The sequence below is a fragment of the Arthrobacter sp. Br18 genome, assembly GCF_000520555.1.
Lineage (GTDB): Bacteria > Actinomycetota > Actinomycetes > Actinomycetales > Micrococcaceae > Arthrobacter_D.
Genome location: NZ_KI914857.1, coordinates 59,765 through 81,347 on the forward strand (window position 1 = coordinate 59,765; position 21,583 = coordinate 81,347).

Annotated in this window: 20 protein-coding genes; 7 read left to right on the plus strand and 13 right to left on the minus strand. The window is 67.4% G+C overall.

The genetic code is table 11. The features are described 5' to 3' along the window. Both Y704_RS19775 and Y704_RS0107875 read left to right on the plus strand, forming a co-directional pair. The coding region (locus tag Y704_RS19775) for a DUF6286 domain-containing protein (RefSeq protein ID WP_051476814.1) at positions 1–404 on the plus strand (404 nt) is incomplete at its 5' end. Further along, on the plus strand, positions 401–1,021 hold the full coding sequence (locus tag Y704_RS0107875; RefSeq protein ID WP_026549716.1) for a hypothetical protein: 621 nt from the start codon (positions 401–403) through the stop codon (positions 1,019–1,021). The genes Y704_RS19775 and Y704_RS0107875, both read left to right, overlap by 4 nt. Here the strand turns inward: Y704_RS0107875 and Y704_RS0107880 are convergent. Next, positions 1,014–2,849, minus strand: a complete 1,836-nt coding sequence (locus Y704_RS0107880; protein WP_051476815.1) for a glycoside hydrolase family 13 protein — start codon at positions 2,847–2,849, stop codon at positions 1,014–1,016. The two genes, Y704_RS0107875 and Y704_RS0107880, sit on opposite strands and share 8 nt — an antisense overlap. A gap of 241 nt (positions 2,850–3,090) precedes the next feature. Here Y704_RS0107880 and Y704_RS0107885 point away from each other — a divergent pair, with 241 nt between their 5' ends. From Y704_RS0107885 to Y704_RS0107900, 4 genes are all read left to right on the plus strand, one after another. Further along, positions 3,091–4,440, plus strand: coding sequence for an ABC transporter substrate-binding protein (locus tag Y704_RS0107885; protein ID WP_026549718.1), 1,350 nt, complete (start codon positions 3,091–3,093; stop codon positions 4,438–4,440). 105 nt (positions 4,441–4,545) lie between these two features. Next, complete coding sequence (locus tag Y704_RS0107890) at positions 4,546–5,511, plus strand: carbohydrate ABC transporter permease (protein ID WP_026549719.1); 966 nt, start codon at positions 4,546–4,548, stop codon at positions 5,509–5,511. A gap of 71 nt (positions 5,512–5,582) precedes the next feature. Next, entirely contained in the window at positions 5,583–6,470 is an 888-nt protein-coding gene (locus Y704_RS0107895; protein ID WP_253904263.1) for a carbohydrate ABC transporter permease, read from the plus strand. A gap of 2 nt (positions 6,471–6,472) precedes the next feature. Then, positions 6,473–7,489 carry a LacI family DNA-binding transcriptional regulator gene (locus tag Y704_RS0107900; RefSeq protein WP_051476816.1) on the plus strand — a complete coding sequence of 339 codons (1,017 nt, stop codon included), beginning with the start codon at positions 6,473–6,475 and terminating at the stop codon, positions 7,487–7,489. Positions 7,490–7,507: 18 nt separating this feature from the next. Here the strand turns inward: Y704_RS0107900 and Y704_RS0107905 are convergent, their stop codons facing one another. The 12 genes from Y704_RS0107905 to Y704_RS0107960 all read right to left on the minus strand — a co-directional run bounded on the left by Y704_RS0107905 (position 7,508) and on the right by Y704_RS0107960 (position 20,220). Continuing rightward, positions 7,508–8,362: a DUF8083 family protein gene (locus tag Y704_RS0107905; RefSeq protein ID WP_026549722.1), complete on the minus strand. Its 855-nt coding sequence runs from the start codon at positions 8,360–8,362 to the stop codon at positions 7,508–7,510. Continuing rightward, positions 8,359–9,168 (minus strand): exodeoxyribonuclease III, encoded by an 810-nt coding sequence (locus Y704_RS0107910; protein WP_026549723.1) that lies wholly within the window; start codon positions 9,166–9,168, stop codon positions 8,359–8,361. The genes Y704_RS0107905 and Y704_RS0107910 overlap by 4 nt, the downstream gene beginning before the upstream one ends. A gap of 5 nt (positions 9,169–9,173) precedes the next feature. Continuing rightward, entirely contained in the window at positions 9,174–10,019 is an 846-nt protein-coding gene (nadE, locus tag Y704_RS0107915) for an ammonia-dependent NAD(+) synthetase (protein ID WP_026549724.1), read from the minus strand. A 189-nt stretch (positions 10,020–10,208) separates the two neighbouring features. Continuing rightward, positions 10,209–11,237, minus strand: a complete 1,029-nt coding sequence (locus Y704_RS0107920; RefSeq protein WP_026549725.1) for a sugar phosphate isomerase/epimerase family protein — start codon at positions 11,235–11,237, stop codon at positions 10,209–10,211. Continuing rightward, positions 11,234–12,379, minus strand: a complete 1,146-nt coding sequence (locus tag Y704_RS0107925; RefSeq protein ID WP_026549726.1) for a Gfo/Idh/MocA family protein — start codon at positions 12,377–12,379, stop codon at positions 11,234–11,236. The genes Y704_RS0107920 and Y704_RS0107925 overlap by 4 nt, the downstream gene beginning before the upstream one ends. Further along, positions 12,376–13,122, minus strand: a complete 747-nt coding sequence (locus tag Y704_RS0107930; RefSeq protein WP_026549727.1) for a sugar phosphate isomerase/epimerase family protein — start codon at positions 13,120–13,122, stop codon at positions 12,376–12,378. Before Y704_RS0107930 ends, Y704_RS0107925 begins: the two co-directional genes overlap by 4 nt. Positions 13,123–13,165: 43 nt before the next feature. After that, positions 13,166–14,356 (minus strand): Gfo/Idh/MocA family protein, encoded by a 1,191-nt coding sequence (locus Y704_RS0107935; protein WP_026549728.1) that lies wholly within the window; start codon positions 14,354–14,356, stop codon positions 13,166–13,168. Beyond that, on the minus strand, positions 14,353–15,231 hold the full coding sequence (locus Y704_RS0107940) for a sugar phosphate isomerase/epimerase family protein (protein ID WP_026549729.1): 879 nt from the start codon (positions 15,229–15,231) through the stop codon (positions 14,353–14,355). The genes Y704_RS0107935 and Y704_RS0107940 overlap by 4 nt, the downstream gene beginning before the upstream one ends. Before the next feature lie 45 nt (positions 15,232–15,276). Then, positions 15,277–16,506, minus strand: coding sequence for a substrate-binding domain-containing protein (locus tag Y704_RS0107945; RefSeq protein WP_026549730.1), 1,230 nt, complete (start codon positions 16,504–16,506; stop codon positions 15,277–15,279). A 53-nt stretch (positions 16,507–16,559) separates the two neighbouring features. Next, entirely contained in the window at positions 16,560–17,651 is a 1,092-nt protein-coding gene (locus Y704_RS19780; RefSeq protein ID WP_051476817.1) for an ABC transporter permease, read from the minus strand. Beyond that, on the minus strand, positions 17,648–18,697 hold the full coding sequence (locus Y704_RS19785; RefSeq protein WP_253904258.1) for an ABC transporter permease: 1,050 nt from the start codon (positions 18,695–18,697) through the stop codon (positions 17,648–17,650). The genes Y704_RS19780 and Y704_RS19785 overlap by 4 nt, the downstream gene beginning before the upstream one ends. Further along, positions 18,694–20,220 (minus strand): sugar ABC transporter ATP-binding protein, encoded by a 1,527-nt coding sequence (locus Y704_RS0107960; protein ID WP_051476818.1) that lies wholly within the window; start codon positions 20,218–20,220, stop codon positions 18,694–18,696. The genes Y704_RS19785 and Y704_RS0107960 overlap by 4 nt, the downstream gene beginning before the upstream one ends. Before the next feature lie 100 nt (positions 20,221–20,320). Between Y704_RS0107960 and Y704_RS0107965 the strand changes: the two genes are divergently transcribed. Further along, positions 20,321–21,556: an ROK family transcriptional regulator gene (locus Y704_RS0107965; RefSeq protein WP_026549732.1), complete on the plus strand. Its 1,236-nt coding sequence runs from the start codon at positions 20,321–20,323 to the stop codon at positions 21,554–21,556. Positions 21,557–21,583: the final 27 nt, after the last annotated feature.

The window sequence follows — 21,583 nt, forward strand, 5'->3', positions numbered from 1 at the left end:
CCTGGCTCGGGAGCCTCCCGTCGGGCGCTCCGCCGGCGGTTCTGGGGCCGGGTGCCGTCCTGTTGTTCGCCGTCGGGCTGGTCCTGTTCCTCCTCGCAGTGCTGCCAGGGAGGCGTATCCGCTACGTTATCCCGAGCGAACGGGCGGCAGTGGTGGTCGACGCCGAGGTCCTCGCGTCCTCGCTTGCCCGCAGGGCCCGGCTCGCGGCCGGCGTGGCGCCGGAGCAGGTGGTGGTGACGGTAAGCCGGAGAACCGCCGACGTGCAGGTTCGTCCCACCTCCGGGGTTCCGGTCCACGGCGCGAGCGTGCAGGCCGCGGTGGAGGATGACCTGCAGCGCGCCTTCCTGGAGCCCCTGCCGGTCGTGCGGGTGCAGATCGCACCGTCGGGAGTGATCGGACAGTGAACAGCACACCCCGGGCGCTCAACCGCATACTTCTCGGTCTCTGCGGCCTGGTCCTGATGATCGCGGGAGCGTGCGGTGCTGCGCTCGCGTACCTTCCGGGCTTTGCCGGGCCCTGGCAGGCGCTCACCTCGAGGGCCGGATCGCGGCTTGAAGGGATCCAGCAGGCAACGACGCTCGATGGCCAGCAGGATTCCTGGCTGTGGATTGTGCTGGCGGCGGTGCTCCTGCTCGTCGCGGTACTCGCAATAGCCTGGATCGCAGCGCAGGGAAGGGGACGGACGGGCGTCTTCGCCGACAGCCCGGGGCCCGACGACGGCTCCGCCGTCAGGGGCTCCGTCACGATCAATTCCGGTGCCGTCGAGCAGGCGTTGCGGGCCGCCCTGCTGGAGCGGAACGATCTGGTCAATGCCGCCGTCACCACGTGGCATTTCCGCGGGGGTCCGGCCCTGAAGGTTCGCGTCTTTCCCCGCAAGGGCGTGGCGCCCTGCACCCTGGCGGCCGCGGTGACAGAGCTGGTGGAGGCGCTGGACCTCGTGGTGGGGCAGCGCACCCCGGTGCTGATCCGCATCAGTTCCGGGGCGCGCTCGCGCCTCACGCGCTCGGAACGGGTCAGCTAGCGTCCTGTTGAACCGCCCGAAGCCATACCGAAGCATTCGGTGCAAGGACAGCGTCGGGACCAGGGACAGCGCCGGAAGCAAGGCCAGCGTCGGGTGCAAGAACGCCGGTACCGATCGACACGGCGTCGGGGGCGCTCGCTGCCAGCACGCTGGAACCGGCGGGCAGCTGCACCGGAGCGGTCCCCAGATTCGCCACGACGAGTACGGTGCCGTTCCGGAAGGACAGCACGCCCCGTGCGGAGTCATTTCGCTCGGAGAACTCGATCGAGCCCGACCCCAGGCGGTGTTCCCGGCGCAGTTCCAGTGCCGCGCGGTACAGCTCGAACGTCGACCCCCCGACGTCGACCTGCTGGTCGGCGGCATAGGCTGCGAAGACGTCGGGTTGGGGAAGCCATGGCCGGATGCCACCCTCGTCGGGCCCGCTGGACTCCGGATAGTCGCCGAAGCCGAATCCCGGAGCGGAGGCACTCCAGGGAAGTGGAACGCGGCAGCCGTCGCGGCCCCGCTCCACCCCACCCGTGCGGAAGAACGCCGGGTCCTCGCGCACGGAGTGCGGCAGGGTGGTGTGTTCCGGGAGTCCGAGTTCGTCGCCCTGGTAGAGGTAGGCGGAACCCGGCAGTGCGAGCATCACCAGGGTGGCGGCTTTGCCCCGGGCAAGTCCGAGGGCTTCGTCGGGCTGCTCGTCGTCGGCGCTGATGCCCTTCGGGAAGGTCGTCGGATCCCCCAGGCCGAAGCGGCTGGTGTGCCGCACGGTGTCGTGGTTCGACAGCACCCAGGTGCTCGGAGCTCCCACTTTCCCGGCCTCGAACAGGGATTCCTCGATACTGGCCTGGAGGCGGCCTGCGTCCCAGCCGGCCAGCAGGAAGCCGAAGTTGAATGCCTGCTGCATCTCATCCTCGCGCACGTAGTGGAACAGCCGCTCGGCGGGTTCGACCCATGCTTCCGCCACGAGCATGCGGTTTCCCTCGTACTCGGCAAGTACGCCGTTCCACTCCCGGTAGATCGCGTGGACGCCGGGCTGGTCGAAGTACGGCGCGGTCGGTTCCGTCTCGAGCCCGGAGTCGGCAGCCGCATCGGCGCCATCGCCGGAATGCTCGCGTCCCTCCACCATGCTGGCACGCTCGGACCAGTCGGGGAGGCCCTCTGCCTTCACCAGGCCGTGGGCCACGTCGATCCGGAACCCGTCCACGCCGCGGTCGAGCCAGAACCGGAGCACCGATATCATTTCCTCGCGTACTTCGGGGTTCTCCCAGTTCAGGTCGGGCTGCTTGGTGTCGAAGAGGTGCAGGTACCACTGGCCGTCCTCCACACGCGTCCAGGCGTTGCCGCCGAAAATGGACTGCCAGTTGTTCGGCGGCAGTGAGCCATCCACCCCCGAGCCGTCGCGGAACATGTAGCGCTCGCGTTCAACGGAGTGCTGGCCGGCGGCAAGCGCGGCCTGGAACCATTCGTGCTCATCGGAGGTGTGGTTGGGAACGAGGTCCACAATCACCCGGAGGTCGAGGGCGTGCGCTTCGCCGAGCATCGCGTCGAAGTCGTCCAGCGTGCCGAACCGCGGGTCCACCTCGCGATAATCCGCGACGTCGTAGCCGGCGTCCGCCTGCGGCGACACATAGAAGGGGGACAGCCAGACGGCGTTGACGCCGAGTTTCGCCAGGTAGGGCAGGCGGGACCGGATCCCCGGGAGATCGCCCATGCCGTCCCCGTTGCCGTCGGCGAAGGAGCGGGGGTAGATCTGGTAGATCACTGCATCGGCCCACCAGGGGCGCAGGTCCGCAGCCGTTCCGCCGATGAACGTCGCTGCTCCGGCCGGGGGTGTGCTGGTCATGAAGGTCTCCTTGGGGCGTCGTGGTGCGTTGCCCGGTCACCGGGAGGAACGCGGGGGGCGATGGCGTAAATCACAATTCGGCATCAACCACGGGTCCGAGTCCGGACGCAGTTGTCGGCATTTACGTAAGCGCTTACTCTCAGGATATCAATTTGGTGAGGCGGCGGCACGGTGAGACCCCTGGACCCATTGGGACCGGCAACAAGCCCGTGCGTGTCGTCAGACGAAGGAGTCTGTTTCAATGACGATTTTCCGCTCGAAGAAAGCAGTGCTGCCGGTCGCGGCGCTGAGCGTACTCACACTTGCCCTCTCCGCCTGCGGTTCAGGCGGTTCCGAAGACGCCGGGGGGTCCGGGGACGCGGACTGCGCCCTGTACGAGTCCTACGGACAGCACGAAGGCACCGAGGTCAGCGTGTACTCCACGATCGTGGACATCGAAGCAGAGAGGCTTGAGACGTCCTGGGCGGACTTCTCCGAGTGCACCGGCGTCGAGGTCGCGTACGAGGGTTCGAAGGAATTCGAGACGCAGATCGGCGTCCGAGCACAGGGCGGTACCGCACCCGACCTCGCGATCTTCCCGCAGCCGGGTCTGCTCGCCACCCAGGCCGAGTTCCTGAAGCCGGCCCCCCAGGAGGTGTCCGACCTCGTCGACGAGGGCTGGTCGGAGGACTGGAAGGCCTACGGCACCGTCGACGGAACCTTCTACGCCGCCCCCATGCTTGCCAGCATCAAGGGCTACGTCTGGTACGACCCGGCCACCTTCGAGGAGAAGGGCTGGGAGGTTCCTGCCACCTGGGACGAAATGGTGGAACTGACGGAGACGATCGCCAACGAGGAAGAAGAAATGAAGCCCTGGTGCGCGGGATTCGAATCCGGTGAAGCCACCGGGTGGCCCGGCACCGACTGGGTGGAGGACGCCGTCCTCCGCGACCACGGACCCGAGGTGTACGACCAGTGGGTTGCGCACGAGATCCCCTTCAACGATCCCCAGATCGTCGAGTCCTTCGACAGGGTGGGCGACATCCTCAAGAACGACGACTACGTCAACGGCGGGTTCGGGGACTCCCGCTCCATCCTGTCGACGCCCTTCGCCGAGGCCGGTCAGCCAGTGATCGACGGCAGCTGCGCCATGCACCACCAGGCATCCTTCCAGGCAGCGAACTGGGCCGAGGGAACCAATGTTGCCGAAGACGGCGATGTTTGGGCGTTCATGACACCTCCCGTCGATCCCGCCGACGGGCTTGCAGTCACCGGTGGCGGCGAATTCATCGGTGCCTACACGGACCGCCCCGAGGTCCAGGCCCTCCAGGCCTTCATGGCAAGCGCCGACTTCGCCAACATCCGCGTCGCTCTGGGTGGGAATATCAGCGCCAACAAGGGACTCGATCCCGAGGTGGCGACGTCGGACCTCGACCGCCAGTCGATCGAGCTGCTGCAGGACCCCGAAACGGTCTTCCGCTTCGATGCATCCGACCTGATGCCGGGCGCCGTCGGTTCCAACTCCTTCTGGAGCGGCATCGTCAACTGGATCAACGGTTCCTCCACCGAGGAGATCACCGATGCCGTCGAGGACAGCTGGCCCAGCTCCTAATCCGGGTCAGCGGCAGCGCCGCCGGCTGTTTCCGGAAGGGAAGCCGCCGGCGGCGTTGCTGCCCTCGACCGTTCCCTTTCTACCGCGCACCAAGGAGGCTGGGCTGTGGAAGATCTGGCAGGCAAAGGTTTACAAGTGGTGGTGGGCCTGGCGGTCTTCGCCGCCATCATCGGTCTGATCATGCTCGTGGTGGACCGCGCGCCGAAGTCGTCCCGGGAGAAGCTGCAGATCGCAGGGTTTCTGGCCCCGGCCATGATCCTGCTGGCTGTGGGCCTGGTGCTCCCGGCGCTGCAGACCACCTACCTGTCGTTCACCGACCGCAGCGGTGCGCTGGTGGGCCTCGACAACTACATCTGGATGTTCACGCAGCCCGAGGCGCTCGTCACGCTGCGCAACACCGTCATCTGGGTGGTGATCGTGCCGCTGCTGGCATCAGGCATCGGCCTCGCCTACGCGGTGTTCATCGACAAGGCACGGGGCGAGAAGGCGCTGAAGGCCCTGGTCTTCATGCCCATGGCCATCTCCTTCGTCGGAGCGGGCGTCATCTGGCGCTTCGTCTACGCGTACAAGGGTCCCGAACAGGACCAGATCGGCCTGTTCAACCAGATCCTCGTGTGGTTCGGGCAGGAGCCGAAGCAGTTCCTGCTCGACGCCCCTGAAAATACGTTCTTCCTGATCGCCGTGCTGATCTGGATCCAGACCGGTTTCGCGATGGTGGTCCTCTCGGCTGCCATCAAGGGAATCCCCACGGAGATCGTCGAGGCCGCCCGCCTTGACGGCGCCAGCGCCTGGCAGCAGTTCCGGAACGTCACGATCCCCACCATTCGGGGGTCCCTCATCGTGGTGGTCACCACCATCACCATCGGCACGCTGAAGGTCTTCGACATCGTGCGGACCATGACCGCCGGCCAGTACGAGACCTCGGTCGTCGCCAACGAGATGTACACCCAGGCGTTCCGTGCAGGTGAACCCGGCAGGGGCGCCGCCCTCGCCCTGATCCTGTTCCTGATGGTGCTGCCAGTCGTCGTCTACAACGCCCGGCTGCTCCGCAAGCAGAAGGAAATCCGATGAGCGCCATCCCGGCAGAGAACACCAGGGACGTCTTCCCCGAACTCAAGGAAACCGGGAGTGAGCCGCCGCCGATGCAGCGCCGCGTCAAGCAGCGCCTGACTTCGCGCGGAGCGACGATCGCCGCCGTCGTCATCGCGGTGATCTGGACCATCCCCACCTTCGGACTGTTCATCTCGTCCTTCCGCCCCGAAGCGAACATCAAGGGCAACGGCTGGTGGAACGTGTTCACCGACTTCGAATTCACCCTCGCCAATTATGAGGACGTCCTCAGCCCGGGCGGCAGCCAGTCGCCCAACCTGTTGTCCTACTTCGTCAATTCACTGGCCATCGTGATCCCCGGAACCGTCTTCACCCTGGTCCTCGGCGCCATGGCCGCCTACATGTTCGCCTGGGGGAGGTTCAAGGGGAAGGACAGCCTGTTCATCGTCGTCTTCGCCCTGCAGATCGTCCCGCTGCAGATGGCACTCATCCCGCTCCTGCAGCTGTTCAACCAGGTACTCACCATCGGCGATTTCCAGCTCCTACCGAGCGGCACCTACGCGCAACTGTGGGTGGCCCACACCATCTTCGGGTTGCCGCTGGCGATCTTCCTGCTGCACAACTTCATTGCCGAGATACCGGGGGAGGTGATCGAGGCCGCACGCGTGGACGGCGCGGGACACAGCACCATCTTCTGGCGCATCATCGTGCCCCTCGCGACCCCGGCGCTTGCCTCTTTCGGCATCTTCCAGTTCCTGTGGCTGTGGAACGACCTCCTGGTGGCACTGGTTTTCTCGGGCGGGGGAGCCGACGTCGCGCCCATCACCCAGCGCCTCGCCGAACTCCAGGGTTCACGCGGCGGCGAGTGGCAGCGGCTCACCGCCGGTGCCTTCGTCTCGATCATCGTGCCGCTCGCGGTGTTCTTCGGCCTGCAGCGGTACTTCGTCCGGGGACTGCTGGCCGGCGGCCTCAAGGGCTGACGGTGACGAGCATCGACGACGTCGCCCGGTCGGTGGGGGTCTCCACCGCAACGGTGTCCCGGGCACTTCGCGGGCTGCCCGGGGTCTCCCCGGGCACCCGTGCCCGGGTGGAGAGCACCGCCAACCGGCTGGGCTACGTGCCGTCGTCGTCCGCTTCCGGCCTTGCCTCCGGACGCACGATGGCCATGGGCGTGCTGCTCCCGCTGGTCGACCGCTGGTTCTTCTCGGCGATGCTGGACGGCGTGGACCGCCGGCTCCGGGCCGCCGGCTACGACCTGATCGTCTTCAGCCTCGGCGGAACCGGGGTGAACCGTGAGCGGGTCTTCTCCCGCTCCATCCTGCGCAAACGCATCGATGCCCTGCTGGTGATGTGCATGGAACTGACCCCCGACGAGCGCCGTGCCCTGCAGGATCTCGATTCCCCGAGCGTGGTGGTGGGAGGTTCGGTGCAGGGGATGCGTGGTGTGAGCATCGACGACGACGCCGCGATGACCGAGGCGGTGGAGTACCTCATCGGCCTCGGCCACACGCGGATCGCGCACCTGCGGGGAGGGGACTCCTACGGCATCGAGTTCGAGGTTCCCCGGATCCGGGAGGAAGCGTTCAACCGCACCATGCGCGCCCACGGGCTGCGTGTGCGCACGAAGTGGGACGCCAGGGGGAACTTCCGGGTCCTCGACGGCAAGGCCGCCGCCGGAGAGCTGCTCAAGGATCCCCTCGACCGCCCCACCGCCATCCTCTGCTCGTCCGACGAGATGGCTTTCGGTGCGCTCCTGGCCGCGGGTGAACGTGGCATCGCCGTCCCGGGGGAACTCTCGGTCATGGGCATCGACGACCACGAGTTCGCTGAACCGATGGGGCTCACCACCATTGCGCAGCGCCCGGAGGAGCAGGGTGCCTACGCGGCGGGGCTGCTGCTCGATGAACTTGCGGGCGAACCGGCGGTTGAGGTCCCGGTCATCCAGCCCCACCTGCTGGTCCTTCGGAGCTCGACGGGCCCGCCGAGGCCCGGCCCGTAGCGTTTCCGATGCTCGTGGTCAGGACGCCCGGGCGAGCTGCCGGATGGGGATCCACCGGGAGGCGAGCCGTCGATAGGACGCCGCGGCACCGGTCATGTCGGCCTCGGCGAGGCTCTCGATGCCCAGCCGCACGTCCAGGGGGGACTCGTCGGGGAACACGCGGTCGGCCACCGGTCCGTAATCCACTTCCACGACGGCATCCAGCCGGAAAATTCCGAGCCACTCGATGATGTCGGTCAGTTCCTCGAGGAGGTCCAGCTCGGGAGCGCCGACAGCCAGCTGGGCCACGGCTTTGCGGCCGCGGTCGATGCACTCGTTGATCCGCACCGAGACACGCACGGTGCTGACCTTCCCGCCGTCCTCGATGACCTCGGTGAGATCGTCCTCGTGGATCAGCACGAACCATGCGAAGGGCACACCCCACGTGGCGGACCGGGTGTGCAGCTTGGCCACCGAGTCAGCGAACGTGTCGGGATCGAGACGCGCCTGCTGGGCTTCCCGCGCCGCTTCCGGTACGAGCACGTCGACGAGGGGTCCGCGCAGGCTGGAGTCCAGTGATTCGGCCGCCAGTGTGGTGCGGACGGCCAGCTGGTTGGGGCAGTAGTAGGGAGCCGTGGTGCCGCTGACCATGGGGAAATGGAGTACCCGCACGAGGTCGGCCTCGTGATGGGGGAAGGGGTCCGAGACCGGCCGCAGCATCCGCCGCAGTGACTGCTCCCGGTCAAGCTCCTCGGTGATGCGGCGTTCCCGCGAGCGTTGCCCGAGGATGCTGAGTTGCTGGGCATCGCTGAAGGCGTCCAGCGGCTCATAGACCCGGAGGAAGGAGACATAGGGAAAGGGCCTGAGGGTGCCCGCGGATTTCCGCTGCGTCATGAGTCCCGCAGCTCCACGATCACCGGAGCGTGGTCCGAGGCGCCCTTGCCCTTGCGTTCCTCGCGGTCCACCGACGCCCCGGTGACACGACCCGTAAGGGCGGGGGAGCCGAGCACGAAGTCGATGCGCATGCCCTCCTTCTTCGGAAACCGCAGCTGAGTGTAGTCCCAGTAGGTGTAGAGGCCGGGGCCGGGGGTGAAGGGCCGGGCGACGTCGGTGAAACCGGCGTCGAGGAACGCCTGGAACGCGGCACGCTCGGGCGGGCTGACGTGGGTGTAGCCTCCCTTGACGAAGAGCTCGATATCCCACACGTCCTCGTCCTGCGGGGCGATGTTCCAGTCACCCATGAGGGCGAGCTGCACGCCGGGATCGGCGGCGAGCCACTCCTGCGCGTGCCCCCTGAGGGTGTCCAGCCAGGAGATCTTGTAGGGCATGTGCGGATCGTCCAGCGCTCGTCCGTTGGGAACGTACAGGCTCCAGACGCGCACTCCGTTGCAGGTTGCCGCAATGGCCCGAGCTTCCTGCACGGGCTCCACCCCGGGCTTTCCGAAGGTGGGCTGGTCCTCGAAGGTGCGGATCACGTCGTCGAGCCCCACCCGGGAGGCGATCGCGACGCCGTTCCACTGGCTCAGCCCGAAATGCGCCACCTCGTAGCCGGCGTTCTCGAACATCTCCCACGGAAAGTTCTCGTCCTTACACTTGGTCTCCTGGATGGCGAGGACATCGACGTCGGAGCGCTGCAGCCAGGCCTCCACGCGGTCGGTGCGGGCACGGAGGGAGTTGACGTTCCAGGTGGCAATCTTCACGGGTCCTACGTTACCAATGCGGGTCCCGGGGACCTCCACCAGGAATCGATGAGGGTCACGGGTACCGTCCGCTTGTGGCGTGTGATCCAATACCGGTGCTCGATCGCCTCCGCGGCCGACTCCTCGACCTCCCGGCCCTCGAGGTAGTCGTCGATCTGGTCGTAGGTGAGGCCCAGTTCGGATTCGTCGGACCTGCCCGGCAGTGCGTCGAGGAGGTCGGCGGTGGGCGTCTTGTCGTAGAGCTGGGGAGGCGCGCCGAGCTCCCGCAGCAGGGCGCGGTTCTGACGTTTGTTCAGCCCGAACAGGGGGAGGATGTCCGCTCCGCCGTCGCCGAATTTCGTGAAGAATCCGGTCACCGACTCGGCGCCGTGATCCGTGCCGATGACCAGCAGGTTGTGCTGCCCGGCCACTGCGTACTGGGCGGCCATCCGGGCGCGGGCCTTCGTATTGCCCTTGGTGAAGTCGGCCATGTCCCCGCCGGTCGCCCTGGCGTATTCCTCCTGGAAGCCGTCGACCGCGGGCGCCACGTTGTAGACCCGGGGCGAACGCGGTTCGATGAACGCCAGTGCCGCCTGTGCATCGTCCTCGTCGTGCTGCACCAGATAGGGCAGGCGCATCGCGATAAAGTCGGCGTCGGCGCCCTCGGACCGCAGCTCGTCGACGGCGAGCTGGGCAAGCTTACCCGCGAGTGTGGAGTCCAGTCCGCCGCTGACGCCCAGCACGAAACCGCGGGTTTCCGTTGCCCTGGCGTAGTCCTTCAGGAATCCGACGCGTTTCCGGATCTCCGCAGCGGGATCAATGGTGGGCAGGACGCCCATTTCCTCGATGATGATTGCCTGCAGTTCGCGCATGTTTCTAGGCTACGCGCGCAACGTTTCAGCGGCGTTACGGCAAATCCCCGCGCCGGGCGGGCCGACAGCGGCAGAAGATCTCTTTGATACGCGAGCCCCAGCAAGATCAACCAGGAGTACGCGCAGGGTTGTCAGAGAATGTCAGCTCCGCCCTCGGCACGCGTAGTCGCGCTCGCAAGGCTGCCGCTCCTACTGCTCGGGGAAGGGCTCGATGAGTGCCGGCTGGGCGAAGGCGGCGTCGAAGGGGGTGTCCGATGGTGCGAAGTTGAACTGCTTGAGGAAGGCCAGCGCCTCGGGAGCCCCCCGCAGGCGGTCCATCCCCGCATCCTCCCACTCGACAGAGATCGGGCCGTCATAGCCGATGGCCGTGAGTGCGCGGAAACTGTCCTCCCAGGGCACGTCGCCCCGCCCGGTCGAGACGAAATCCCAGCCACGGCGCGGGTCACCCCACGGCAGGTGGGAGGAGAGGATGCCGTTCCGGCCGCCACCCATCCGCATCTTCGTGTCCTTGCAGTCCACATGGTAGATGCGGTCCGCGAAGTCGGAAATAAATGCGACCGGATCGATCTGCTGCCACAGGAAGTGGCTGGGATCCCAGTTCAGGCCGAACGCCGGGCGATGCCCCACCGCGTCGAGGGCGCGCTGGGTGGACCAGTAGTCGTACGCGATCTCGGAGGGATGCACCTCGTGGGCGAACCGGACCCCGCACTCGTCGAACACATCGAGGATGGGATTCCAGCGGTCCGCGAAGTCCTGGTAGCCGGCGTCGATCCTGCTCGCGGGGACGGGCGGGAACATGGCGACATACTGCCAGATGGCCGACCCGGTGAAACCGACGACGGTTCGAACGCCCAGCTTCTGCGCCAGGCGCGCCGTCAGCTTCATTTCCTCCGCGGCCCGTCCGCGGACACCCTCGGGATCGCCGTCGCCCCATACTTTCGGTCCCACGATGGCCTCGTGCCGGAAATCGATGGGGTCATCGCACACCGCCTGGCCCGTGAGATGGTTCGAGATGGCCCACACCTTCAGGCGATTGCGCTCCAGGATGTCGAGGCGGTTCTGGATGTAGGCGTCGTCGTCCCACCGCCACGCATCGAGGTGATCGCCGGACACCGCGATTTCGAGGCCGTCATAACCCCACTGCCCGGCAAGCTCGGCGACCTTCTCGAACGGGAGATCGGCCCACTGGCCGGTGAACAGGGTGTAGTTGCGGGTCATGATTTTCCTTTTCGTCCGGAAAGCGTCGATGCGGTGGGGTCCCAGGCCTCGTCCAGCAGTGGAGCTGCTTCCGCCGGGCTCGTCACCGGGACGAAGGCCGCCGTGTCGATCGACTCCGAAATGGCCGCCAGAACATCGAGTACATGGAAGGCTGTGAGGCCCTGGGCGCGGTGGGGAACCCCGGCCCGGATGGCGCGGGCCATCTCCAGGACTCCGACACCCCGTCCGGAGGTCGCACCGACGGCTTCCACGGTTTCGTCCTCCTGGGAACCCGCACGCCGCACCCGAAGGGCGCCGTCGAACCGATTGGGGTCCGGGAAGGACAGTGTGGCCTCGGTCCCGGTGATCTCGAGGAAGCTCTGGCGGACCAACGGGGATTCGAAGCTGAAGACACTCTGACCCGATTGTCCTCCGGAGAACTGGAGGAGGGCGCCCACATGCGTGGGAACCGTCACCTCGAACTCCTCGCCGGTCCGGGGCCCCGAACCGATCACGCGGGTTGCGCTGGATGTCGAACCGACCGCAGCCACCCGGCTGATCGGCCCGAAGGCCTGGAGAAGCGCCGTGAGGTAGTAGGGCCCCATGTCGAACAGCGGGCCGGCCCCCTCCTGGAAGAGGAAGGCCGGGCTGGGGTGCCAGGCCTCCGGGCCGGGGCTCTGCATCAAGGTGAGGGCGGTGAGCGGCGTGCCGATGTCGCCCCGTGCGATCATCCGTAGTCCTGTCTGCAGGCCGGCACCCAGGAAGGTGTCGGGCGCGCACCCGAGCCGCACCCCGGCGTCGTCGGCCGCCTGCAGCAGTTTCCGCCCGCCGGCGCGGTCCAGCGCAAAAGGTTTCTCGGACCAGACGTGCTTCCCTGCTGCCACGGCGGCAAGCCCCACCTCGACGTGGGCGGCAGGCGGAGTCAGGTTGACGAGAATCTCCACGTCCGGGTGGTTCAGCGCCGCAGCGATGCTCCCGGACTCCGCTATCCCGTACTGCGCGGCCCGGGCCTTCGCGGCGTCCTCCACGAGGTCCGCGACGACGTGGACCGTGACGTCGGGGAAAGCGGCGAAACTCGTCAGGTACTGCTCGCTGATGACCCCGGCTCCGATGATGCCGATGCCCACGGGCCCGCTTCCGCGCGTCCCTGCGCCGTGTCTCACGCGTCGTACCGGGTGAGGTAGGTGTAGCTGTCCTCGAGCGCGGTGAAGAGGTTCCCCGAACTGTCGTCGAGTTCCACCACGAAGGTCTCGACCGCCGCGGCGGCGGCCAGCACGGCCGGGATGTCCATCCGCCCCGACCCCACCGCGACCTGCGCCCGATTGTCGCGGGAGACGTCGCCGTCCTTGACGTGGATGAGCTTCACACGGTCACCGAGCTTCCGGAGGAGATCTGCCGGCGATTGTCCGCCGACGGCGACCCAGTAGGTGTCGACCTCGAGGACCACCTCCGGCGAAAGATGGCTGCCCAGCACCTCCAGTCCGGTCCTGCCGCCGAAGTCGGTTTCCACCTCGAACCAGTGGTTGTGGTAGCCGACGCGGAGGTCGTAGGAGGAAGCGGCGTCGGCAGCCGAATTCAGTGCATCGGCGGTGACCTTGATGTCGTCCTCGGTAGTCCAGCGGGCAGGATCGACGAAGGGGTCGATCACCGTGGCCATGCCGAGGGTGCGCGCCGCCTCGAAGATCGGGGCCTGCTCCGAGGACAGCAGCGAAGCGTGGCCCGAGGGCGCGCTGAGGCCGTTGCGGCCGAGGGCGGAGGCCAGCTCGGCCGCCCGGGAGGTGAAGCCGTACGGTTCCACCGAGGTGAAGCCGATCGCGGCGATGCGATCGATCGCGGTGTCGAGATCGGCCTTGATGGCATCCCGGACGGAGTAGAGCTGGACTGAAAGTGAGGTGCGGTTGGGCACAAAATCTCCTGGAAGTTCTCGGGGTTGGAACAGGTCGGCTGCATCAGGTGATTCGAACGACGGCGCTTCCCGCCCGCGCACTGTCTTCCAGGGCTGCGAGCACCCGCTGCACGTCCCGACCGGCCTCGAAGGACGGCTGCGGGGCGGTACTGGACGCGATCCCGGTGAGGAAGTCCGCGGCCTGGGTGGTGAACGTGTGGTCCCAGCCGAGGGTGTGGCCCGTGGGCCACCAGGCGGAGAGATAGGGGTGCGTCTCCTCGGTCACCAGGATCCTGCTGGAGCCCTGCACATCGCCCGGTGCGGTGGAATCGAAGTACTGCAGCTCGTTCAAACGCTCGAGGTCGAAACGCAGGGAGCCAAGCGACCCGTACACCTCGATCTGCAGGGCATTCCGCCGTCCGGTGGCGAAGCGGGACACCTCGAGGCTCGCGATCGCTCCGGAGGCGAGGTGGAGGGTAGCCCAGGCGGCGTCGTCGACGGTGACGGGCTCCATGCCGTCCGCGCCCATCCGCTCGGGGACGAAGGTGTTCACTGTCCCGGAGATGGCGGTCACCGTGCTGCCGAGAAGGAACTGGATCTGATCGACGGCGTGGGAGGCCAGATCACCGAGTGCGCCGGACCCCGCTGTCTCCCGGCGCAGTCGCCAGCTCATCGGTGCATTCTCGTCCGCAAGCCAGTCCTGCAGGTAGCTGACGCGGACCTGGCGCACCTCGCCCAGCCGGCCCGCGGCCAGCAGGTCCCGTGCCAGTGCCAGTGCCGGCAGCCGCCGGTAGTTGAAGCCCACCATCGACTGCACTCCCCTGGCCCGCGCCGCGACGGCCGCCGCCACCATCGTGTCGGCCTCCGCGACGGAGTTCGCCAACGGTTTCTCGACGAGGACATGCTTGCCCGCCTCGAGGGCCGCCACCGCCAGTTCGGCGTGGAGGTGCCCGGGCGTACAGATGTCCACGATGTCGATATCGTCGCGCTCGAGTACTGCTCGCCAGTCCGTCGCGGTGTCGGCCCACCCGAGCCGCTGCGCTGCCGGAACGAGCTGGTGAGCATCGCGTCCCACGAGCAGCCGCTGCTCGACGCGGGGCGAATCATAGAAGGCGTTGACGTTCCGCCAGGCATTCGAGTGCGCCCGGCCCATGAACGAATAGCCGACGACGGCGACTCCGAGCGTTCGCGGCGGAGAGGCTGGAACCGAAGCAGGGCTGAAAGCCGCCGCGTGGCCGGGGGAAGAGGTGGTCATAGGGAGTTTCCTTCATCGAGGCCTGCCGAAGCGCTCCGCAGGAACGCGAGCCCGTCCTCGGCAAGCCGGTCCTGGGTTACCGCCAGCGGACGCCAGATCGACGCCGCCGTGGCAATGCTTGCGTTGGTGGAGGTAAAACTTTCGATATTCAGTGCGCCGGAATAGCCCACGTCGTCGAGCGCCGGAAAGATCTGCTGCCAGTTGGTCGAGTCCCCGCCCGGGGCGCCGCGGTCGTTCCCGCACACCTGCACGTGGACCAGATGGCGGCCTGCCCGCCGGATGGCGTCCGCGGACGAGCGTTCCTCGATGTTCAGGTGATAGGTATCGAGCGCCAGTCCTACGCCGCTGCCCAGGAGTGGGCCCAGGGCGCCAAGTGCCTGCTCGACGGTGTTCAGCAGTGACGTCTCGTAGCGGTTGAGGGGTTCGATTCCCAGCACGACGCCGCTCTCCAGTGCCTGCGCGGCCAACGGCTCGAGGTTCTTTCGAAGCTCCGCGTAGGCGCGCTCGCGCTCGCCGTCGTCCATCCGCCACAGTCGGCCGGTGGCCGAGTAGAACGGACCGCACACGGCGGGAGCGCCGATGTCGGACGCAAGCTCGATGCACGAGCCGAGGTACTGCTGGGTGGCTTCGATGGTTCCGGCGTCGGCGGCGACAAGGTCCCGTCCGGGAGCCATGGCGCCTACGACGTAGGGGATGAGGCCCGTCGCGGCGAGTGCGTCCTGCACTGCCGGGGCAGAGAGGTCACCGGCGTTCTCCAGTGGAAGTTCCACCGCGTCGAAGCCCATGCGGGCAATCTTCGTGAGGAGGGGAAGCAGGCCGGAGTCCGTGAGGGGTGATTCCCACACCCAGGTGTTGATGCCGATTGCCCGTTCCACGGCCTGCTTCCCTTCCTTCTCGTTGGTGCCTGTTCTTGCGCTGCCCTAGGGGATCTGGCGTTCCTGCCACACGGTGGGGTAACCCGGCAGGTCCTCGCCGCCGAACTTGGCGTAGTGCCCGTCCGGCATGCCCTCATTGGCCTCGAGGAACTCGCCGCGGTCCTCCTCCGTGATGGGCGACTGGGGCAGAACCCACTCAGCGGGCACTTCCTCGCCCGCGAAGATCTTCTCGAGGGCCAGGAGCGGGGTGCGCCACTGGAAGTTCGAGTAGACGGGGGCCATGGCGTCAAGACCGGTCTCCTCCCACTTGCGCAGGAAGCTCAACTCGTCCTCGCCGGTCATGACGGGCAGATCGGCGCCCGCGTCCTCGAAGGCCTCGATGGCTGCGACAGCGCCGTCGCCGGCGTCCATCCATACTCCCTGCACATCACCGGTGGCCAGTTCGTCCGCGATGATCTTCTTGATTTCGGTGGGATCTGCGCCGGTGAAGTAGTCGACGGCCTCGATGCCGTTCTCCTCGAAGAGCCGCTCCGCAGCGGCCCATCGCTGCTCGAGGACATCGACGCCGGGCAGAATGCGCAGGGCAACCACCTTGTCGCCCTCCTGGAGCTTCCCGGACAGGAATTCCGCGGTGTCGATGCCCCACGCGAAGCCACCGATGGGGTGGATGAAGGAGGTGGCGCAGTCGGTCTCCACGCCGCGGTCGAAGACGACCACGGGCTTGCCCGTCTCACACGCACGCTCGACCGCGGGAGTCAGCGCCGCCGTGGAGTTCGGGGAGATGATGAAGGCGTCGCAGTTTCCCTCGCTGATGAAGTAGTCGATGTCGGAGATCTGGGTGTTGTCGTCGTCCTGCGCGTCGCGGGTCTCCATCTCGGACACGACGCCGGAGTCCTGCAGCGCCTTGAGCTGCTCGTTCATGGTGATCCAGCCGGTCTGCCGCCAGGGATTCGAGATCGAAGCATTGGCGAAGCACACCTTCTTCGCCCCCTCCGAGGCGAAGGCCGCGGTGTCGGTCATGTCGCCCGCGAGATATTGCAGGTGCGGCTGTGCCGGATCTCCCTCGAACGTGGCCGAGCGCTGCTCGTCCTGCGTATCGTAGACGGCCTGGTCGAACCACTCGTCGGTGCTCTCCGCCGGCGCCGCTTCGGTCGCGGCCGGCTCGGCCTCCGCCGATGGTGGATCCTCGATCGATGAGTCGGTGGTGCAAGCCGTCAGTGCCAACAGCGACGTCGCTGCAATAACCGTGAGCCGGGTGAGTACTTCCCTGTGCATGGTGTTCCTTCCTGAGAGTGCCCTTGCGGGCGTGATCCTTGTTGGGTAACGCCTCAACCGGCGGTACCGGGTTGCGGAGGTGGAACCTGGGACGCCGCCGGGGGAGCCCCGCGCCGCTTGCGCTGCCACGTCTGGGCCGCGACCGCCACGGCGACGATGATGATCAGTCCCTGGACCGAGTCGCGCCACGTCGACTGCACGCCGAGGAAATTGAGCAGCGTGAACAGCAGTTCGAGGGAAAAGGCGCCGGCCGCTGCCGAGAGCACCCAGCCGCGGCCTCCACCGAGGACGACGCCGCCCAGCACGACGGCGGTGATCGCCGTGAATTCGTAGCCGCGGCCCACTGACGGGTGGACGCCCGCGTACCCGACGAGGATGATCCCGGCTGCTGTCGCGGCAAGCGACGACAGCATGAACGCCCGGGTCTTCACCCACCACACCGGAGTTCCGGCGAGAGCCGCCGCACGGGGATTGTCACCAGCGGCGAGCAGTGTGCGGCCGAAGGGACGGCGCATCAGCCAGAAGGCGGCGCCCGCGACCACCACCAGGATGATGAGGGGGTAGGGAATCACCTCGACCACCGGGACATCGGGGATGCCGCCGCGCCCGATCTGCCGGAAGCTGTCCGCCGGGTTGCCGGTGGCGGCGCCGCCCGTCCAGTACATGACCAGGCCCAGCAGGGCGAGCATGGTCCCGAGCGTCACGATGAAGCTCGGGACACCCAGCAGGGTCGTCACGCAGCCATTGAGGAACCCCACGAAAGCTCCGAAGACCAGCATCAGCAGCAGGACCGGGATGGCCCTGCTCTCATCCTGCCCGATCAGGTTCCCGGCGATGATCACCTGCGCCGTGACGACCGATCCCATGGACAGATCGAACTCGCCCGAGGCGATCACAAAATACTGCCCGATGGCGGCGATGGCGATGGGAGCGGTGCGCCCCAGGAAACGGATCAGGGAACCGGGCTCCCCGAAGGACGGGTTCGCTGCGATGACGGCGGCCAGGAGCGCGAGGAGCAGGACGAATACGGCTCCGCCGGGAGTGCGGAGGAACCTCAGGAGGCGTTCGCCCCGGGAGGACCGGTTCCGGGACAGGGGCTGCCGGGTGCTCCCGGATTCCGCCCGGGCCGTCGGATGAGCGCTCATGCCGTCACCCCGGTGTCCTTCTGGATACGCTCCGGCCGGGTGTCGGGAGGGCCGGCCGGTCCGGTGGTGTCAGAGAATCTCGCCGGGCGGCCCAACGTCCTGCGGCGGGCATAGACGGCGACCGCGGCGACGATGACGACGCCGCGCACCACGTCCTTGAGAAAGGGATTGATCTGCAGGACGCTCATGATGTTGTCCATCATCGCGAAGATCAGCACCCCGCCCAGCGTTCCGACCAGCGACCCTTTTCCACCGGCGAGCAGGGTCCCGCCGAGGACCACCGCCGCGATGGACAGCAGGTCATAGCCGCCCTGCGATCCGATGGTGGGGCTGCCCACCCCGAGGCGCGCCGCAAGCAGGAGCCCGGCGAGCCCCGCCAGGACGGAGCACAGCACGTGTGCGGCGATCACGGGAACTCGCGTCTTGATTCCGGACATCCGGGCGACGGTGAGGTCGCCTCCGACAGCGAACATGTGGGAACCCAGCCGCGAGCGGTTCAGCAGGAGCAGGACCGCTCCGGCGCAGGCGAGCATGATGAGGGTGGATACCGGAACGGGTCCGATCCCGGTGGCCCCGATGAGCCGGAATGCCAGCGGAGTCTGGCCGGCGCTCCCCTTGTAGTTGGAGGCAAGGTATCCGCTGATGATCAGTCCCATGCCGAGGGTCGCTATGAAACCGTGCACCTTGAGGCCGGACACGATCAGTCCGTTGGCAAGGCCGATGGCGGCGGCCAGGGCGAGGGCTGCCAGCACGCCCGGGAGGATGTTGCCGGTTTCGTTCGCCATGACGGTGGCAGCGACGAGGCTCGACAGGCTGATGACGTAGGGCACCGACAGGTCGAGGCTTCCGACCAGGATGACGAGGGTCTGCCCGATCGCGATGAAGCCCAGCACGCTGGTTCCGGTGAGGATGTCCGAGATGTTGCCGGTGCTGAAGAAGTTCCGGCCGGCGCTGCCCACGAGCACTGCGCCGACGGCGATGGTCACCAGGACCACGGCGTAGACGATGTGGGTCGACGTCAGGGCGGGTGTCTTTCGCGGGCTCACTGGGATGCCTCCTGATCGGCTCGGACGCCGGCGGCCAGCGCCAGCACTTCTTCCTCCGTCGACTCCGGTGGGGCAGTGCCGGCGATCCGCCCGTCACGCAGCACGAGGATCCGGTCCGCCATGCCGAGGACTTCGGGGATTTCGCTCGACACCATCAGGATCGCGGCGCCGTTCGCGGCGAGGGAGCGCATGAGCTGGTACACGGCAAGCTTGGCGCCGACGTCGATCCCGCGGGTGGGTTCGTCAAGCAGCACCACGCGCGGGTTCACGGCGAGCCACTTCGCGAGGACCACCTTCTGCTGGTTGCCGCCGGAAAGGTACTGGACCTCCTGGCTCAGGTCCCTCGCCCCTACTTCCAGCGAGGAGAACATCGCGGGGATGCCGGCCCGGGCCTTGCGGTTCCGCGACGGAAAGACCGACCGGACCACGCTGAGTGCATTGTCGAGGATCGACTGGTTCAGGCTGAGCCCCTCGGACTTGCGGTCCTCGGTGATCAGGGCGATACCGCGCCGGACGGCCTCCCGGGGGGATCGGCCCGCGTACCTGACGCCCGAGAGCTCCATAGTGCCGCGGGTGAAGGGCGCGGCGCCGAAGAGGGCCTCGAGCAGTTCGGTCCGGCCAGACCCCTGCAGGCCCGCGACGCCGACGATCTCGCCGGTCCGGAGGGACAGGTCGATCGAATCGAGCTGGTCGTTGCCGCACTTCTCGGCCCGCAGTACCACCTCGCCGACGGCGGTGCCCGGTTCGATGTCCGGGAAATAGGCGGAAATGGGTCGTCCCACCATGAGCCGGACGAGTGCGGCGTCGTCGAGTTCCGACGCAGGGTGGCAACCCACCACCTGCCCGTCCTTCAGCACCGTGATGATGTCGCACAGGTCGAAGATCTCCTTCAGCCGGTGGGACACATAGAGCACTGCGACGCCGCGCGAGGTGAGCCGCCGGATGATCTCGTACAGCAGCTCCACCTCCGGTCCGGCCAGGGCTGCGGTGGGCTCATCCATCGAGATGATCCGCGCGTCATAGCTGATGGCCTTCGCGATCTCGACGATCTGCTGTTGCGCCACGGACAGCGAGCTCACCGGGCTGCCCGGCCTGATGCTCGAGACACCGAGTTCGGCGAGGAGTTCCGAGGTTCGCGCCTGCATGGTCCGGGTGTCGGTCAGGATGCCACGGCGCGGCTCCCTGCCGAGGAAGATGTTCTCCGCCACCGAGCGTTCGGGCAGCAGGTTGAACTCCTGGAACACCGTCGACAGCCCGGCGGCATGCGCCTGGGTGGGGTGGGAGAAATCCACCGCCTGACCGGCGATCTCGATCGTTCCGGAATCGCGCTGGTGGACACCCGCGAGCAGCTTCATCAGCGTCGATTTTCCTGCGCCGTTCTCCCCGACCAGCCCATGGACCTGCCCGGGGAACAGCGTGAGGTCGGCGTTGCTCAGCACCGGTACGCCGAAGAAACTCTTCGACAGTCCGGCTGCGCGCAGAACGGCTTCCGAACCGGCGGGGGAGTCGACGTCGTTATCCACGGGCTCACTGTGACACAACGAAGCGACTTTTGTCGATAGAACTACAAAAGTCGCGTGTTGGCGATGGATAGCCGGGTGCCGGACGTGGTTTACTTCAGGAATGCTGACCACGACGCAGATGCAGGGGGCAGGGGTTACCGCGGTTCCACAGGGGGTACGTGCTGCTCCTCCCGCCCCCGGTGCGAGCGAGATCTTCCAGTTGCTGCGCGACGGGCAGCCCCGTACCCGCGCCGAACTGGCGCAGCTCACAGGGCTCGCCCGGTCCACCGTGGCGTCGCGCGTGGACACCCTGATGGAACTCGGATATGTGGCTCCCTATGGAGGCGGCGCTTCCACCGGTGGCCGCCCGCCGTCATTGTTCGCCCTCAACCCGGCCGCGCGCGTGGTGATCGGCGCTGATCTCGGGGCCACGCACGCGCTGGTCATCCTCTCCGACCTGGCGGGTACCGAGCTCGGCTCCGAGCGGACGGAACTCGACATCTCCGAGGGCCCGGAAACCGTCCTCGGCTGGCTGATCGGGGCCGTGTCCCGGCTTCTGGCGGCCGGACAGCGCGACACGGGCGAACTCGCGGCCATCGGCATCGGCCTCCCCGGTCCGGTGGAGCACGACACCGGCCGGCCCATCAATCCGCCGATCATGCCCGGCTGGGACAGGTTCGACGTTCCGGCGATGGTGCAGCGGGCGTACCGCGTTCCCGTGCTCGTGGACAACGACGTGAACATCATGGCCCTGGGGGAACAGAACGCCAACTGGCGTGACACGGGTGACCTGATGTTCATCAAGGTGGCAACCGGAATCGGCGCCGGAATCATCTCCGGCGGGACACTGCAGCGCGGCGCCCAGGGCACGGCGGGCGATCTGGGCCATGTCCGGATCCTCCGCGGCGGCGAGTTGCCGTGCAGGTGTGGGAATACCGGGTGCCTTGAAGCGGTGGCCGGCGGTCCGGCGCTCGCGGCGGCACTCAGTACCGGCACCGGGCACCGGCTCTCCTCGGGCAGCGAGGTCATTTCCCTCGTACGCGCCGGTGATGCCGCGGCGATCCAGGTGATCCGCCAGGCGGGGCGCGACATCGGGGACGTCCTGGCCACCTGCGTGAACCTCATCAACCCGTCGGTCATCGTGGTGGGCGGCATTATGGCCTCGGCCGGGGAACACCTGCTGGCGGGGATCCGCGAAGTGGTCTACCGGCGGTCGCTTCCCCTGGCGACCGAGCACCTGCGGATCGTCCCCTCGGTGTCGGGTGAACGGGCCGGTGTCTCGGGCGCCGCGGCGATGGCCATAGCCCACGTGCTGTCGCCGGAATCGATCGAGGCCGCGACACTGTCGGCTCCGTGACCACACCGGCCGGCAGGCCTGCCCGCC

What these genes read in the sequence shown, in the direction of transcription:
- Y704_RS0107880 (WP_051476815.1), bottom strand. Translation starts at nt 2,849, where the DNA reads ATGACCAGCACACCCCCGGCCGGAGCAGCGACGTTCATCGGCGGAACG.
- Y704_RS0107885 (WP_026549718.1), top strand. Translation starts at nt 3,091, where the DNA reads ATGACGATTTTCCGCTCGAAGAAAGCAGTGCTGCCGGTCGCGGCGCTG.
- Y704_RS0107895 (WP_253904263.1), top strand. Translation starts at nt 5,583, where the DNA reads ATGCAGCGCCGCGTCAAGCAGCGCCTGACTTCGCGCGGAGCGACGATC.
- Y704_RS0107905 (WP_026549722.1), bottom strand. Translation starts at nt 8,362, where the DNA reads ATGACGCAGCGGAAATCCGCGGGCACCCTCAGGCCCTTTCCCTATGTC.
- nadE (WP_026549724.1), bottom strand. Translation starts at nt 10,019, where the DNA reads ATGCGCGAACTGCAGGCAATCATCATCGAGGAAATGGGCGTCCTGCCC.
- Y704_RS0107920 (WP_026549725.1), bottom strand. Translation starts at nt 11,237, where the DNA reads ATGACCCGCAACTACACCCTGTTCACCGGCCAGTGGGCCGATCTCCCG.
- Y704_RS0107935 (WP_026549728.1), bottom strand. Translation starts at nt 14,356, where the DNA reads ATGACCACCTCTTCCCCCGGCCACGCGGCGGCTTTCAGCCCTGCTTCG.
- Y704_RS0107945 (WP_026549730.1), bottom strand. Translation starts at nt 16,506, where the DNA reads ATGCACAGGGAAGTACTCACCCGGCTCACGGTTATTGCAGCGACGTCG.
- Y704_RS19780 (WP_051476817.1), bottom strand. Translation starts at nt 17,651, where the DNA reads ATGAGCGCTCATCCGACGGCCCGGGCGGAATCCGGGAGCACCCGGCAG.
- Y704_RS0107965 (WP_026549732.1), top strand. Translation starts at nt 20,321, where the DNA reads ATGCTGACCACGACGCAGATGCAGGGGGCAGGGGTTACCGCGGTTCCA.